The 13,964-nt window shown below is 75.5% G+C and carries 12 protein-coding genes and 2 pseudogenes; 10 read left to right on the forward strand and 4 right to left on the reverse strand.

Annotated features, from left to right (window positions below):
• Window positions 1-40: 40 nt before the first annotated feature.
• Window positions 41-454 carry an HPF/RaiA family ribosome-associated protein gene (locus ACIBBA_RS28115; RefSeq protein ID WP_350872016.1) on the reverse strand — a complete coding sequence of 138 codons (414 nt, stop codon included), beginning with the start codon at window positions 452-454 and terminating at the stop codon, window positions 41-43.
• A 281-nt stretch (window positions 455-735) separates the two neighbouring features.
• On the opposite strand from ACIBBA_RS28115, the gene ACIBBA_RS28120 reads away from it, so the two are divergent.
• The 3 genes and pseudogenes from ACIBBA_RS28120 to ACIBBA_RS28130 all read left to right on the forward strand — a co-directional run bounded on the left by ACIBBA_RS28120 (window position 736) and on the right by ACIBBA_RS28130 (window position 4,478).
• Window positions 736-1,548: a single-stranded DNA-binding protein gene (locus tag ACIBBA_RS28120; protein ID WP_396701108.1), complete on the forward strand. Its 813-nt coding sequence runs from the start codon at window positions 736-738 to the stop codon at window positions 1,546-1,548.
• A 192-nt stretch (window positions 1,549-1,740) separates the two neighbouring features.
• A pseudogene (locus ACIBBA_RS28125) lies at window positions 1,741-2,775 on the forward strand (cobalamin biosynthesis protein); the annotation flags it as partial.
• Between the two features lie 161 nt (window positions 2,776-2,936).
• Window positions 2,937-4,478 carry a cobyric acid synthase gene (locus ACIBBA_RS28130; RefSeq protein ID WP_396701110.1) on the forward strand — a complete coding sequence of 514 codons (1,542 nt, stop codon included), beginning with the start codon at window positions 2,937-2,939 and terminating at the stop codon, window positions 4,476-4,478.
• 236 nt (window positions 4,479-4,714) lie between these two features.
• On the opposite strand, the gene ACIBBA_RS28135 is transcribed toward ACIBBA_RS28130, so the two are convergent.
• On the reverse strand, window positions 4,715-5,116 hold the full coding sequence (locus tag ACIBBA_RS28135; RefSeq protein WP_350872159.1) for a rhodanese-like domain-containing protein: 402 nt from the start codon (window positions 5,114-5,116) through the stop codon (window positions 4,715-4,717).
• 395 nt (window positions 5,117-5,511) lie between these two features.
• Complete coding sequence (locus ACIBBA_RS28140; RefSeq protein WP_396701112.1) at window positions 5,512-6,291, reverse strand: alpha/beta fold hydrolase; 780 nt, start codon at window positions 6,289-6,291, stop codon at window positions 5,512-5,514.
• 55 nt (window positions 6,292-6,346) lie between these two features.
• Here ACIBBA_RS28140 and ACIBBA_RS28145 point away from each other — a divergent pair, with 55 nt between their 5' ends.
• From ACIBBA_RS28145 to ACIBBA_RS28165, 5 genes and pseudogenes are all read left to right on the forward strand, one after another.
• Complete coding sequence (locus ACIBBA_RS28145; protein WP_396701114.1) at window positions 6,347-6,877, forward strand: PadR family transcriptional regulator; 531 nt, start codon at window positions 6,347-6,349, stop codon at window positions 6,875-6,877.
• Window positions 6,878-6,975: 98 nt separating this feature from the next.
• A pseudogene (locus ACIBBA_RS28150) lies at window positions 6,976-7,632 on the forward strand (uridine kinase); the annotation flags it as partial.
• A complete protein-coding gene (locus ACIBBA_RS28155; protein WP_396701201.1) occupies window positions 7,622-8,974 on the forward strand; it encodes a dipeptidase in 1,353 nt (450 codons plus the stop codon). The pseudogene ACIBBA_RS28150 and the gene ACIBBA_RS28155, both read left to right, overlap by 11 nt.
• A gap of 77 nt (window positions 8,975-9,051) precedes the next feature.
• Window positions 9,052-9,258, forward strand: a complete 207-nt coding sequence (locus tag ACIBBA_RS28160) for a hypothetical protein (RefSeq protein ID WP_350872026.1) — start codon at window positions 9,052-9,054, stop codon at window positions 9,256-9,258.
• 70 nt (window positions 9,259-9,328) lie between these two features.
• Window positions 9,329-10,912 carry an ATP-dependent DNA ligase gene (locus ACIBBA_RS28165; RefSeq protein ID WP_396701116.1) on the forward strand — a complete coding sequence of 528 codons (1,584 nt, stop codon included), beginning with the start codon at window positions 9,329-9,331 and terminating at the stop codon, window positions 10,910-10,912.
• Window positions 10,913-10,973: 61 nt separating this feature from the next.
• Here the strand turns inward: ACIBBA_RS28165 and ACIBBA_RS28170 are convergent, their stop codons facing one another.
• Entirely contained in the window at window positions 10,974-11,798 is an 825-nt protein-coding gene (locus ACIBBA_RS28170; RefSeq protein WP_396701118.1) for an SURF1 family protein, read from the reverse strand.
• A 165-nt stretch (window positions 11,799-11,963) separates the two neighbouring features.
• On the opposite strand from ACIBBA_RS28170, the gene ACIBBA_RS28175 reads away from it, so the two are divergent.
• Window positions 11,964-13,367 carry a cobyrinate a,c-diamide synthase gene (locus tag ACIBBA_RS28175; RefSeq protein WP_396701120.1) on the forward strand — a complete coding sequence of 468 codons (1,404 nt, stop codon included), beginning with the start codon at window positions 11,964-11,966 and terminating at the stop codon, window positions 13,365-13,367.
• Window positions 13,364-13,933: a GNAT family protein gene (locus ACIBBA_RS28180; RefSeq protein WP_350872031.1), complete on the forward strand. Its 570-nt coding sequence runs from the start codon at window positions 13,364-13,366 to the stop codon at window positions 13,931-13,933. Before ACIBBA_RS28175 ends, ACIBBA_RS28180 begins: the two co-directional genes overlap by 4 nt.
• Window positions 13,934-13,964: the final 31 nt, after the last annotated feature.

Below are 13,964 nucleotides of genomic sequence, written 5' to 3' on the forward strand. Positions count from 1 at the left end.
GTCCGGCCGCACCTGGCGGCGGGGGCCACGGGCGTACGGCTCAGGCGGTCTCGGCGTCCGCGCGCTCCGGGTCGGCGGTGGCCGGCTCGGCCGCCGGCTGCCCCATTTCGCGTACGTGCTTGTTGTGCCGCGGCTCCTGCCGGGTCTTCGCGTCGTTCAACCGCCGGCGCAGGTCATCGCGGGCGTCGTTGAGCGCGGCCCGCAGGTCCTCCTCGCCGGAGGTGGTGACGATCTTCTGCCGGCCCGCGATCCAGCACTCCAGGGTGACCTTCTGCCCGCGGGCTTCCCGGTCCTTGACCGACACCTCCAGCTCGGTGGCGTCGGCATGGAACGCGGCCAGCCGGGCGTCCAGCGTGGCGAACTGCTCCACGATCCAGTTCCGGTCGCCCTGGGAGAACCCGGCGCCGACCCGCAGACACTCCGCCACGGTGGCCGGGTTGGTCACGGCGCTCATCGCTGCACCTGACCAGGGACGCGGGTCGGGCCGGTGGTGGTCGTCATCATGGGCGGTGCCCCCCTTGCTCGGTGTTGCGGTTGATCAAATCCATACCCAGTCCTCGCGGATCTGGAACCGCCACCGCGGAGCTAGCAGATGTGAGCTTGATCAGGGCGTTCTCCACAGGTGGCCGCGCCGTCCACAGGCCGGCGGGCGACGGTGGCGCGGTGCTGCTGGGGCGGGCCAGGCTCGGCCCGAGTCGACTCGCGATGGCAAGCCCCGGATCCCCTGGAGGGACGATGTTCGACACCTACGTCACGATCGTCGGCAATGTGCTGACCACGCCGGAGTGGCGACGCACCACCCAGAGCAACACCCTGGTGGCCAACTTCAAGGTCGCCTCGACCGCCCGCCGGCTCGACCGCGACAGCGGCCGGTGGGTCGACGGCAACAGCCTGCGGGTCCGCGTGAACTGCTGGCGGAAGCTCGCCGAGGGGGTGGCCGCCTCGGTGATGGTCGGCGACCCGGTGGTGGTCTGCGGCCGGCTCTACACCCGCGACTGGACCGACGACGCCGGCAACCACCGCACCCTCTACGAGCTGGAGGCGGTGGCCGTCGGCCACGACCTGTCCCGCGGTCGGGCCCGGTTCCTGCGCAACCGCCCGAGCATGACGACCAGCACCGTCGAGGACGCCGAGGCGGAGAGCCGCGTGCACGGCGAGCCGACCGAGCCGGTGCCGCACGGGCAGGCCCCGGCTCTGCCCGACGACCGTCCGCTCGACGACGACTTCGAGCTGCCGGACTTCGACGCCGCTCGCGCCGGCCACGACCCGGCCGCCCGGACCACCCTCGACGAGCCGGTCGGCTTCGCCGGCCTGGACGGCGACGAGGGCCCGTTCGCCCCTGCGGCGGGGGACCGAGCGGCCGTGGGCCTGGAGCGGCCGACCGGCGGTGACGACCTGGCGGGCGGCACCGACGACCTGGGGCCGCTGCCCGGCGAACCCGACGGCGGGGACGGCGAGTTGGACCCGGAGCCCGACGAGTCCCCGGCGAGCGCCGCGACGGGCGGGCGTGGCCGCCGAGGCCGAGGGCGGGTGCCGCAGCCGGTGTGACCGGCCCGGCGACCGGCGCGACGGGGGGTGGGGTGGCGACGGCACCGCTGGCGTCACCCCGCGTGCCGGCGGGGTGCGGCCGGGCTCGTCCCCCGCCGGCACCGCTGGCGTCACCCTCGCGTGCCAGCGGGGTGCGGCCGGGCTGGTCCCCGCAGCTACCTCGTCTAGGCTGGCCGGCCGGAGGTGGTGCGCGTGCGGCAGGCGGCGCCGGTGGCGAACGCGGCGGGACTCGTGGCGGGGTACGCGCTGGACAGGCTGCTCGGCGACCCGCGTCGCTGGCACCCGGTGGCCGGCTTCGGCCGGGTCGCCGGGGACCTGGAACGGCGCATGTACCGGCCGGACCGATCGGCCGGTGCCGCGTTCACCGCGCTGGCTGTCGGCGTGCCGGTGCTGCTCGGCGCGGCCGCCACGCTGGCCACCCGACGTCGGCCGCTCGCCCGGGCGGCGCTGGTCGCGGCCGGGACCTGGACGGTGCTGGGCGGCCGGACGCTGCGCCACGAGGCCGAGGTGATGGGCCAGGCGCTGCGCGCCGGCGACCTGCCGGCCGCGCGGCAGCGGCTCGGCCACCTGTGCGGGCGGGACCCGTCGACCCTGGACGAGCCGGAACTGGCCCGGGCCACCGTGGAGTCGGTCGCCGAGAACACCTCCGACGCGGTGGTCGCCCCGCTGCTCTGGGGCGCGGTGGGGGGCCTGCCCGGCCTGCTCGGCTACCGGGCGGCGAACACCCTCGACGCCATGGTCGGGCACCGCTCGCCGCGCTACGCCCGGTTCGGCACCCCGGCCGCCCGCCTGGACGACCTGCTCAACCTGGTGCCGGCCCGGCTGACCGGGCTGCTGACCGTCGCGCTGGCGCCGGTCGCGCACGGCGACCGGGACCGTGCCTGGCGGGTGTGGCGGCGCGACCGCAACGACCACCCGAGCCCGAACGCCGGCCAGTGCGAGGCGGCGATGGCCGGCGCGCTCGGCGTCCGGCTCGGTGGACGCAACGTCTATTTCGGGCGGTCCGAGGTGCGGCCGTTCCTCGGCGACGGCCCCCGTCCGCAGGCCCGGCACCTGAAGCGGGCCGCCCGCCTCTCCGGGGCGGTCGGGTTGGCCGCCCTGGCCGTGGCGGCCAGCTATCCGCTGACCGCCGGGCGGCTGGTGAACGCGGTCGGCCGCCGGGTCGCGACAGCCTCGGGCGGCGCCCGGAGCGCGGCCGTTCGCGGCGGTGTCCGGGGTGTCCGGGGCGTGCTGGGTTCCGGCGGTGTCCGGGGTGTGCTGGGTACCGGCGGTGTCCAGGATGTGCTGGGTTCCGGCGGTGTCCGGGGCGTGCTGAGTTTGCCCGGTGCCCGGGGCGCGGTGGTCACGGACGGGGTCCGGGCGGCGGCGGTCGGGCGAGGGCGGGACCGGTGACCGGCGGGCTGTTGGTCGCCGGCACCACGTCCGACGCCGGTAAGAGCGTGCTCACCGCCGGCATCTGTCGCTGGCTGCACCGGCAGGGCGTGAAGGTCGCCCCGTTCAAGGCACAGAACATGTCGAACAACTCGGCGGTGGTGGTCGGGCCGGACGGGCGCGGCGGCGAGATCGGCCGGGCGCAGGCGATGCAGGCCGCCGCCTGCGGGCTCGCCCCCGACCTGCGCTTCAACCCGGTGCTGCTCAAGCCCGGCAGTGACCTGGCCAGCCAGGTGGTGCTGCTCGGCGAGGCGGTCGACACCGTCACCGCCGGCAACTTCCGCGAGCTGCGGCCCCGGCTGGCCCAGACCGCCTACGCGGCGCTGGCCGAGCTGCGGGCGACGTACGACGTGGTGATCTGCGAGGGCGCCGGCAGCCCCGCCGAGATCAACCTGCGGGCCGGCGACTACGTGAACATGGGGTTGGCCCGGCACGCCGGGCTGCCCGCTATCGTGGTCGGCGACATCGACCGCGGCGGTGTCTTCGCGTCGATGTTCGGCACGGTGGCGCTGCTCGACCCGGCCGACCAGGCACTGATCGCCGGCTTCGTGATCAACAAGTTCCGCGGTGACCTCGGCCTGCTCCGGCCCGGGCTGGACATGCTGCACCAGGTCACCGGCCGGCCGACGTACGGGGTGCTGCCCTGGGCGTTGGACCTCTGGCTCGACGCCGAGGACTCGCTCGCGTACGGACGGGTGCTCGGCCGCCCGGCCGCCCCGCTCGGCGCCGAGTGGTTGGACGTCGCGGTGGTCCGGCTGCCCCGGATCAGCAACGCCACCGACGTCGAGGCGCTCGCCACCGAGCCCGGGGTCCGGGTGCGGCTCACCGTCGAGCCGGCCGAACTGGCCGCCGCCGACCTGGTCGTCCTGCCCGGCTCCAAGTCGACCGTGGCCGACCTCGCCTGGCTGCGGGAGACCGGCCTCGCCGACGCGGTCACCGCCCACGTCGCGGCCGGCAAGCCGCTGCTCGGTATCTGCGGCGGCTTTCAGATGCTCGCCCGGGCGATCCACGACCCGGTGGAGAGCCGGCAGGGCAGCGTCCCCGGCCTGGGCCTGCTGCCCATCGAGATCACCTTCGATCCGCGCAAGACCGTCCGGCAGTCGGTGGGCAGCGTCGGCGGCGACGTGCCGGTCCGCGGCTACGAGATCCACCACGGGTACGTCTCGTCGGCCGACCCGGCGCTGAACCCGCTGCTTCGCAACGCGGACGGCAGCGGTGAGGGCGCGGTGCTCGGCGCGGTGCACGGCACCCACTGGCACGGGGCGTTCGAGTCCGACGGGTTCCGCCGGCGGTTCCTCACCGAGGCGGCCCGGCTGGCGGGCCGGCACGGCTTCCGGGTCGCGCCCGACACTGTCTTCGCGGCCGTCCGCGAACGCTCCCTCGACCTGCTCGGCGACCTGGTCGAGGAGCACCTGGACACCGACGCCCTCTGGCGCCTCGTCGAAACCGGCCCGCCCCCCGGCCTCCCCTTCATCCCCCCGGGCGCCCCCCGCCCCTGACCGCGCTCGGGGCACGGACCGCGCCCGCGGGGCACGGACCGCTCGCCGGTCGCGGTCGATCATGCAGTTGTGGTGGTGGACGAAAGTCGCCATTGCGGACAAAGCTGGCACCACAACTGCATGATCGACGCGGGCCGGCGGGCCGGGCTTGGCGCACCGGGCGGGGCTGGGCGCGGGCGGGGCAGGGCGGGGGCGGGGCAGGGCGCGGGCGCGGGGCGGGGCAGGGCAGGGGTGGGTCAGGGGCGGACGTCGGCGGGGTGGTCGGCTAGCGGCAGGCCGGCGGCCACCCAGGCCTCGACCCCGCCGATCATGTCAGTGGCCCGGCGCAGCCCCAGTGTCTGCAGGCTCGCGGCGGCGAGGCTCGAGCTGTAGCCGTGCTGGCACGCCACCACGATCTCCCGGTCGTACCCGGTGGCCTCGGGGATGCGCCAGCTGCTGGCCGGGTCGAGCCGCCACTCCAGCACCGTGCGTTCGATGACGATCGCGCCCGGCAGGTCGCCGTGTTCGCGGCGCTGCCGTTCGGTACGGGTGTCGACCAGCAACGCGCCGCCGCGCACCGCCTCGACGGTCTCCTGCGGGGACAACCGGCGCAGCCCGGAACGGGCCTGCTCCAGCAGGGCCTCGACACCGGGGCTCATCACGTCACGCAGCACCTCCCGATCATGCCCAGCCGGCCGCCGGCCCGGCTGGCAAACGGATGCGCGCCCGCCGGTGGGGGACACGAATCCCCCGGACGTGATCGTCGGCGCCGGTTGGGTGCCCCGAAACCAGGGCACCCGACGCGCGGCGGGCCGGCGGTCGGCCGTCAGGGCGGCAGGTCAACCGCCCGGGCCAGCCGGTCCGACCGCCCGGGCCAGCCGGTCCGACCGTCCGGGCCAGCGGTCGGCCGTCAGGGCAGCAGGTCAACCGGCCGGGCCAGTCAACCGCCCGGGCCAGCCGGTCCAACCGCCCGGTCCAGCTCGGTCCAGCCGGTCGACCGCCCGGGCAGCTGGTCAACCGCCTGGGCCCGCCGGTCGACCGCCCGGGCAGCTGGTCAGCCGACCGGCTGGGCGGCGGTCGCGAGGGCGGCGACGGCGGCCCGGGCGAACGCCTCGGGGGCGTCCAGCATCACGTTGTGACCGGCGCCCGGGACGGTGACCACGGTGACTCCGGCGGCGGTCAGGTCGTCCGCGCCAACCACCGGACCGCTCCGCCCGCCCTGCACGAACGTCCGCGGCATCGGCAGGCGCTCCAGCATGTGCCGCATGGTGGGCCGGCTCCCGGCGATCAGCCCCAGCGCGGTGCGGTGCAGCGCGACCGGATCGGCGAGCCGCATGGTGGCCGCCCAGTGTGGTCCGACCCGGTCGAGGGTCTGGGCGTGACCGGTGGCGAGGAACTCGTCCTCGGCGTAGCTGGCGACGCCGCTGCTGCCGGCGGTCGGCGGGGGATTCGGGTCCAGGTTGGCCTCGACCAGCACCAGCCTGCGGACCAGGTCGGGCCGGTGGTGGGCGAGCACGATGGCCACCGCGCCGCCCATGCTGTGTGCGATCACGTCCGCGGCCCGGACGCCGGCCGCGTCGAGCGCCCGGGCCAGCGCCGTCGCGTGTTCGTCGAGTGTGTAGCCGAACGCCGCCGGCCGGTCGCTGAGGCCGAAGCCCAGCAGGTCCACGAAGAGTGACCGGTGGCCGGCCAGCTCCGGCCGGGTGGCCACCGGAACGAAGTAGGGCGCCGACATCGCCCCGAGCCCGTGCACGTAAACCCGAGCCGGCTCGCTGCCGGAGGTCTCCACCCATCGCATCTGGGCCCCGTCCGGGCCCACCGTCGCCGTCTGCATGCCGGAGACAATACCTCCGTACCGAGGTATATCGTCAAGAGGGCATAATGGCGGGGTGCTCGAACTCGCCATCCTTGGTTTCCTGGCCGACCAGCCGCTGCACGGCTATCTCCTGAAACGGCGGATCGCCCAGCTCACCGGGCACATCCGGCCGATCGCCGACGGCACGCTCTATCCCGCGGTCAAGCGGTTGGAGCGGGCCGGCCTCCTGACCCGCCGCGCCGAGCCGGGCACCCGAGCGGCGCCCCGACAGATGCTGGTCCTGACCGACCAGGGCCGGGCTGAGCTGAACCGCCGGCTGCGCGAGCCGGACGAGTTGGAGATCAGCGACGAGAACCGCTGGTTCGTCCTGCTCGCGTTCCTCCGCCACGTCGAGGAGCCGGCCGCCCGAGACGACGTGCTCCGCCGCCGGCTGGCCTTCCTCCGCACCCCGAGCAGCTTCTTCTACGACGGCGACCGGCCCGTGCGGGCCGAGGAGCTGACCGACCCCTACCGTCGTGGGCTGCTCACCATCGCCCGAGCCACGAGCCGGGCGGAACTGGCCTGGCTCGGCGAGATGCTGGGCGAACCGGTGGAGCCGGCGTGAGACCGGAAGCCGGCCGCGCAGACCCGGCTGCCGGGTCGGCGGGCGACCTCGTCGGGGAGACCGCCGCGCCGGTCGCGGTCGTCGAGCCGTACGCCGAACTGGCCGGGCGGGTGCTGGCCGGGCCGGCCCGGTTGGGGCGTACCCGACTGGTCGCGGTCGACGGGCCGAGCGGCGCGGGCAAGAGCCGGTTCGCGGCGCACCTCGCGGACGCCCTCGCCCTGCTCGGCGGCGACCGGCCGCCGGTGCTGCACACCGACGACCTGCTCGACGGCTGGGACGACCAGCTCACCTTCTGGTCCCGGCTGGAGGAGTCGGTGCTGGCCCCGCTGCGCGCCGGGCAATCCGGGTCCTACCGCCGGTACAGCTGGGTGCGGCGGAGCTTCCTGCCCGACGCGGTGTCGGTGCCGGCCGGCCCGGTGCTCGTCGTCGAGGGGGTGAGCGCGGCCCGGGCGGCGGCCCGACCGGAGCTCACCCTGGCCGTCTTCGTCACCGCGCCGGCACCGCTGCGGCTGGCCCGTGCGGTCGCCCGGGACGGCCCGGAGATCCTGCCCGAGCTGCGCCGCTGGCACGCAGGGGAGGCGGCACACTTCGCCACCGACGGTACGGCGGAGCACGCCCACCTGGTGGTCGACGGCGCACCGGGTCTGCCGCACGACCGCACCCGCTACTACGTGCGCATCCGCTGACCGGGCCGACCCCACCCGGTAAGGCCGGCATACGATGCCGGTCATGACCACACCGATCATGTCCGAGTCCGAGATCCGGGCCGCCGTCGAGCGGGAGCTGCCCGGGGTCCGCGCCGACCTGGAACGCCTCGTCCGCATCCCCGGCATCGCGTTCGAGGGCTTCGACCACTCGCACGTGGAGCGCTCCGCCGAGGCGGTGGCCGAGCTGCTGCGCAGTTGCGGGTTGGACGTCAGGATCGCGCGCTCCGGCGGGCAGCCGGCGGTGATCGGGAAGAAGGCGGCCCCGCCCGGCGCGCCGACGGTGCTGCTCTACGCCCACCACGACGTCCAGCCGGTGGGCGACCTGTCGCTGTGGGAGTCCGACCCGTTCGAGCCGGTGGAGCGGGACGGTCGGCTCTACGGCCGGGGCGCGGCCGACGACAAGGCGGGCATCATGGCGCACGTGGCGGCGCTGCGGGCCTTCGGCGACCGGCTGCCGGTCGGCGTGGTCCTGTTCATCGAGGGCGAGGAGGAGTACGGCTCCGACTCGCTGGAGCAGCTGCTCGACGAGCACCGCGACCAGATCGCCTCGGACGTCATCGTGATCGCCGACTCCGGCAACTGGGACATCGGCGTTCCGGCGCTGACCACCTCGCTGCGCGGCATCGTGAACTGCTTCGTCGAGGTCCGCACGCTGGACCACGCGGTGCACAGCGGGATGTTCGGCGGCGCCGTCCCGGACGCGTTGACCACGCTGGTCCGGCTGCTCGCCACCCTGCACACCGACGCCGGTGACGTCGCGGTCGAGGGCCTGGTGGGCCGGGAGGGTGCCACCGTCGACTACCCGGAGGAGCGGGTCCGCGCCGAGGCCGGGCTGGCCGACGGGGTCTCCTTCATCGGCACCGGCCGGATCACCGACCGGCTCTGGACCAAGCCCGCCCTGGCCGTGCTCGGCATCGACGCGCCGGCCACCGGCGAGGCGCCGAACGCGCTGGTCCCGGCCGCGAAGGCCAAGCTCAGCATCCGGCTCGCCCCGGGCGACGACCCGAAGCGGGCGTACGAGGCGCTCCGCGGCCACCTGGAGAAGCACGCGCCGTGGGGCGCCCAGGTCACGGTCACCTTCGAGCACGACGGCGACCCCTGCGTCATCGACGCGTCCGGGCCGATGTTCGACGCCGCCCGCTCGGCCTTCCGGACCGCCTGGGACGGCACCGATCCGGTCGACATCGGCGTGGGCGGCTCGATCCCGTTCATTGCCACCTTCCAGGAGATGTTCCCGCAGGCCGCGATCCTGGTGACCGGGGTGGAGGACCCGCACGCCCGGGCGCACGGGCCGAACGAGAGCCTGCACCTGGGTGAGTTCGCCCGGGTCTGCCTGGCCGAGGCGCTGCTGCTGAACAACGTGGCCGAGGCGGGCACGGACCGGAGTTAGGTGTCGGAACCGTAACGTCCCGGTCGATTTGGGAGTTTGCGGCGTGTCGGATCCTCAGCTGATATAGGGTTTCGAACATGAGTACGAACGAGGTGATGGCCCGGTTGCAGGCCGCCGTCAGCGCTCTGGGGGACGTAGACGTCTCCGCGTGGCCCGAGGACACGCTCAAGGAACAGCTCGGTGAGCTCTCCGCCGCGCTGGTCACGCTCGACTCGCTGCTCAGCCGGGTCGCCGACGAGGTTCGCGGCCGCGGGCTGCGGATCGAGGAGCCGGTCTCGGCCTGAGCCGGGCCACGCCGTTCGCCGGGCACGGCAATGCCCGGGTGGTGTCGGAGGTGGCTGGCAGGATGAACCCGTGCGGTTCCTCGATCTGGCAGCCACCTCTGCCGCCGTGGCGGCCACCAGCGGCCGACGGGCCAAGGTGGAGCTGCTGGCCGGCGCGCTGCGGGCGCTCGACCCGGCCGAAGTGCCGGCCGGCGCCGGCTGGCTCGCCGGCGAGCTGCGTCAACGGCAGACCGGGGTCGGCTACGCGAGCCTGCGCGACCTGCCGCCGCCGGCCGCCGAGCCGACGCTGACCGTGGCCGCCGTCGACGCGGCGATCGACGAGATCGCCGCGGTGCACGGCGCGGGCTCCCAGGCCCGCCGCCGGGCCCTGCTCGGCGCGCTCTACGCCGCCGCCACGGGCGACGAGCAGCGGCTGCTGACTGGCCTGTTCAGCGGCGAGCTGCGCCAGGGCGCGCAGGCCGGGCTGCTGGCCGACGCGATCGCCCGGGCGGCCGACGTGCCCGCGGCGGCGGTCCGCCGGGCCCTGCTGCTCGCCGGCGACCTGCGGGCGGTCGCGGTGGCCGCGCTCGACGGTGGCGCGGCCGCGCTGGCCGGGTTCGGCCTGCGGGTGGGGCGTCCGCTCGCCCCGATGCTGGCGCAGAGCGCGCCCTCGGTCGACGAGGCGCTCGCCGCGACCGGCACGCCCGCGGTGGTCGACGTGAAGCTCGACGGCATCCGGATCCAGGTGCACCGCTCCGGCCAGGACATCGCAGTCTTCACCCGCAGCCTTGACGAGATCACCGCCCGGGTGCCCGAGGTGGTCGCCGCGGTCCGCGCCCTGCCCGCCCGGGAGCTGGTGCTCGACGGCGAGGCGATCGGGCTCGACGAGACCGGCCGGCCGCTGCCGTTCCAGCAGACGTCGAGCCGGGCCGCCCGGCGCACCACGCCGAGCACCACCGGCCGCGCGCCGGTCGCCCCGGCGGTGCTCGCCGCCGCCGAGACCACCGGCCAGGCGGTGCTGACGCCCTACTTCTTCGACCTGCTGCACCTCGACGGCGATGATCTGATCGACCTGCCCGGCCGGGAGCGGTGGGCCGCGCTGGCCGGCGCGGTCGACGAGTCGCTGCTGGTCGGGCGGATCGAGGTCGACGGGCCGGAGCAGGCGGGGGCGGCGTTCGCCGCCGCGATCGACGCCGGTCAGGAGGGGGTCGTGGTGAAGGCGCCGGAGGCGCCCTACGACGCCGGCCGGCGCGGCGCCGCCTGGGTCAAGGTCAAGCCTCGGCACACCCTCGACCTGGTGGTGCTCGCGGTCGAGTGGGGCAGCGGCCGACGCCAGGGCTGGCTCTCCAACCTGCACCTCGGCGCCCGCGACCCGCGCACGGGCGACTTCGTCATGCTGGGAAAGACGTTCAAGGGCCTCACCGACGATCTGCTGCGCTGGCAGACCGAGCGCTTCCTCGAGTTGGCCGTGGAGCGGGGCGACTGGGTCGTCCGGGTCCGCCCCGAGCAGGTCGTCGAGATCGCCTTCGACGGCGTCCAGACCAGTTCGCGCTATCCGGGCGGGGTGGCGCTGCGCTTCGCCCGGGTGGTGCGCTACCGCAGCGACAAGACGGCCGCCGAGGCGGACACCATCGACGCCGTCCGGGCCATCCACGCCGGGCGGGTCACCGACTGACCGCTCAGCCGGCCCACCGACTGAGCGGTCGGACAGAGCACCGGTTACCGGGCCGGGCCGGTCAGGCCGGTGCGCTCGGGGCCGGCTCGGCGGCCCGGTCGAGCGGCCGGGAGTCGGTGCCGCTTCCGCGACGGGCCTCCCGGCGGGCCGCCCAGCCGTAGCCGACGATCGTCATTCCGGCGAAGAGCCACCACTGCACGACGTAGCCGAGGTTCTGCCAGTTGTTGGCGTGCCCGACCGGCACCGCGACGAACGTCGGGTCGGCCGCCGGGGTCTGCTCGTCGAGCAGCAGATAGGCGCCGTAGACCGGGTAGGGCAGCTCGTCGGCGAGCCGGGGAACCCCGATCCGCCGGGTCTCCAACCGGCCGTCGCGCCGGTTGACAGTGGTCGCGCCGCTCTCGGTCTCGTGCACCCGGCCGACCACCGTCACGTCACCGGACGGGGCGGCGGGCACCTGCGGCTGGGCGGTCGCCGCCCCGCCCGGTGCCGGCGGGATCCAGCCGCGGTCCACCAGCACGGCGGTGCCGTCGCCGAGCACCAGCGGGGTGAGCACCTCGAAACCGACCTTGCTGTCCGCCGTACGGCCGCGGACCAGGACCGTGTTGGTCGAGTCGTAACGCCCGGTGACGGTGACCCGGGTCCAGACCTTCTCCTCGGCCGGGCCCGGTCCGGCGGTGCCGGGGCCACCGGCCGGCGCGGCCAGCGCGTCGTGCAGCGGCACCGGCGACATCCGCAAACCGGCGTCGATCCGCTCGTTGACCTCGGTACGCCCCCGGTAGCGGTCCAACTGCCAGTTGCCCAGCCACACCATCACCGCCGCCGCGACCAGGGTCAACGCGAGGATGCCCAGCCAACGTGGGCTCAGCAGGAACCGGTACACAGCCACGAGGCTACCCGTATGACCGGGGCCACTCTCCGCGACCGGCCGCTGCGCCCACCGCAACAGTCCCCGCTGCGGCGTTCACCCGTCGGGCCGGACCGGTATCGTCACCGGGCGGACCGCTCCCACGGTCCTCAGCCGCGTACCCCCGCCGCCGACGAGGAGTCGATGATGACCGTCGTGCCGCGCCTGGTGTTCAGCGCGCCGTCCTCCGGGCACGGCAAGAACGCGCTGGCGATCGGGCTGCTCGCCGCGCTCGCCGACCGCGAGGTCCAGGTCGCCGGGTTCAAGATCGGGCCGGACCAGGTCGACGCCGCCTACCTCGGGCTCGCCGCCGGCCGGCCGGGTCGGACCCTCGACCCCCGGCTGGCCGGCGCCGACCGGCTCGCCCCGCTGCTCGCTCACGGCGCCGAGGGCGCCGGGCTGGCCGTGGTGCAGGGCAGCATGGGCCTCTACGACAGCGTCACCGGTCGCCCGGACCAGGACTCGACGGCGGCGGTGGCCGCCGCGCTGCGCAGCCCGGTGGTGCTCGCCGTCGACGTCGCCGCGATGGGCCAGTCGGCGGCCGCCCTGGTGCACGGCTTCCGCTCCTTCGACGAGCAGCTCTGGCTCGGCGGGGTGATCCTCACCCGGGTCGCCTCGTCCCGCCACGAGGCGATGCTTCGCGAGGCGCTCGACGACATCAACGTGCCGGTCTACGGCGCGCTGCGCCGCCAGGACCTCCCCCCGGTGCTCCCGGCCCGGCGGCACGGCGTGGTGCCGGTGATCGGTGGCTCCGCCGAGGCGGCCCGTGCCGTGCGCCGGCTGGGCGAGGCGGTCGCCGCCACGGTCGACGTGGAGCGCCTGCTCGGGCTGGCCCGCTCCGCCCCGCCGCTGCCGGCCACTCCCTGGTCGGCGCAGGACGCGCTGGGCGCCCCGGCGGCCCCGGCGAACCGTCCGGTGGTCGCGCTGGCCGGTGGGCCGGGCGGCAGCTACAGCCCGCCGGAGACCACCGAACTGCTCCGCGCGGCCGGCGCCGAGGTGGTCACGTTCGACCCGCTGCGGGACGAGGCGTTGCCGCCGGGCACCCGCGCGCTGGTCGTCGGTGGCGCGCTGCCCGAGGCGTACGCGGAGCAGCTGTCGGCCAACCGGAAGCTCTGCATCGCGGTGGCCGAGCTGGCCCGCACCGGGCGTCCGGTGGTGGCCGAGGGGACCGGCCTGCTCTGGCTGGCCCGCGAGTTGGACGGGCTGCCGATGTGCGGCGTGCTGGACGCGGTCGGCGCCAGCCGCGACGGCCTGGTGGTCGGCTACCGGGAGGCGACGGCCCACACCGAGAGCGTGGTCGCCGCGCAGGGCACGGTGCTGGTCGGCCACAAGGAGCACCGGGCCGTGCTCACCCCGCGGGCCGGCCAGCGGCCGGCGTGGAGCTGGGCCGGCGGCACGCCGGAGGGCTTCGTCTGGCGCAACGTGCACGCCTCCCAGCTCACCCTGCACTGGGCGGGTCACCCGGAGACCGCCACCCGGGTGGTCGCGGCGGCGCTCGCCGATCCGGCGCCGGAGGCGGTGCCGGCGCAGCCCGGCGGGGTGCCGGCGTGATCGGTCAGGTCGCGGTACGCCGCTTCCCGACGTTGACCGTCTCCACTCCGCGCACCGAGGTGCGACAGCTGGTGGCGGCGGACGCGACGGCGGCCGGGGCGATCATGGCCGACCGGCTGACCCGGCGCTGGCTGCCGCTCGCCGACGATTCCGGCCCGATCGACGGCCACGCCTGGTGCACCGACCTGGCCCGGCAGCGCCGTGACAGCGGCGACGGCGACCACTACGGGGTGATCCGGCGAGAGGACGCCGAGCTGGTGGGTTGTCTCTGGACCCGCCGCACCGACTGGGGCGCCCGGCTCACCGAGATCTCCTACGCGATCGCGCCGCAGGCCCGGGGCTTCGGGTTGGCCGCCGAGGCGGTCGACGCGGTGGCCATCGCGCTGATCCTGGAGCACGGTTTCCAGCGGGTCGAGCTGCGGGTGGCGCCGGGCAACACCGCGTCCCGCCGGGTGGCCGAGAAGGCCGGCTTCAGCTACGAGGGGCTGCTGCGCAACGCCGGCTACGTGCGGGGCGCCCGGGTCGACCTCGAACTCTGGTCCTTCGTAGCGGCCGACCTCCACTAACCCACCCACCCACCCCACCCCAGTTCGGGGT

The sequence above is a fragment of the Micromonospora sp. NPDC051006 genome, assembly GCF_044456245.1.
Lineage (GTDB): Bacteria > Actinomycetota > Actinomycetes > Mycobacteriales > Micromonosporaceae > Micromonospora.

Bases quoted from the DNA above. Each gene is read 5' to 3' on its own strand.
- ACIBBA_RS28115 (WP_350872016.1), bottom strand. From the start codon at position 454: ATGAGCGCCGTGACCAACCCGGCCACCGTGGCGGAGTGTCTGCGGGTC.
- ACIBBA_RS28120 (WP_396701108.1), top strand. From the start codon at position 736: ATGTTCGACACCTACGTCACGATCGTCGGCAATGTGCTGACCACGCCG.
- ACIBBA_RS28135 (WP_350872159.1), bottom strand. From the start codon at position 5,116: ATGAGCCCCGGTGTCGAGGCCCTGCTGGAGCAGGCCCGTTCCGGGCTG.
- ACIBBA_RS28140 (WP_396701112.1), bottom strand. From the start codon at position 6,291: ATGCAGACGGCGACGGTGGGCCCGGACGGGGCCCAGATGCGATGGGTG.
- ACIBBA_RS28155 (WP_396701201.1), top strand. From the start codon at position 7,622: ATGTCCGAGTCCGAGATCCGGGCCGCCGTCGAGCGGGAGCTGCCCGGG.
- ACIBBA_RS28160 (WP_350872026.1), top strand. From the start codon at position 9,052: ATGAGTACGAACGAGGTGATGGCCCGGTTGCAGGCCGCCGTCAGCGCT.
- ACIBBA_RS28175 (WP_396701120.1), top strand. From the start codon at position 11,964: ATGACCGTCGTGCCGCGCCTGGTGTTCAGCGCGCCGTCCTCCGGGCAC.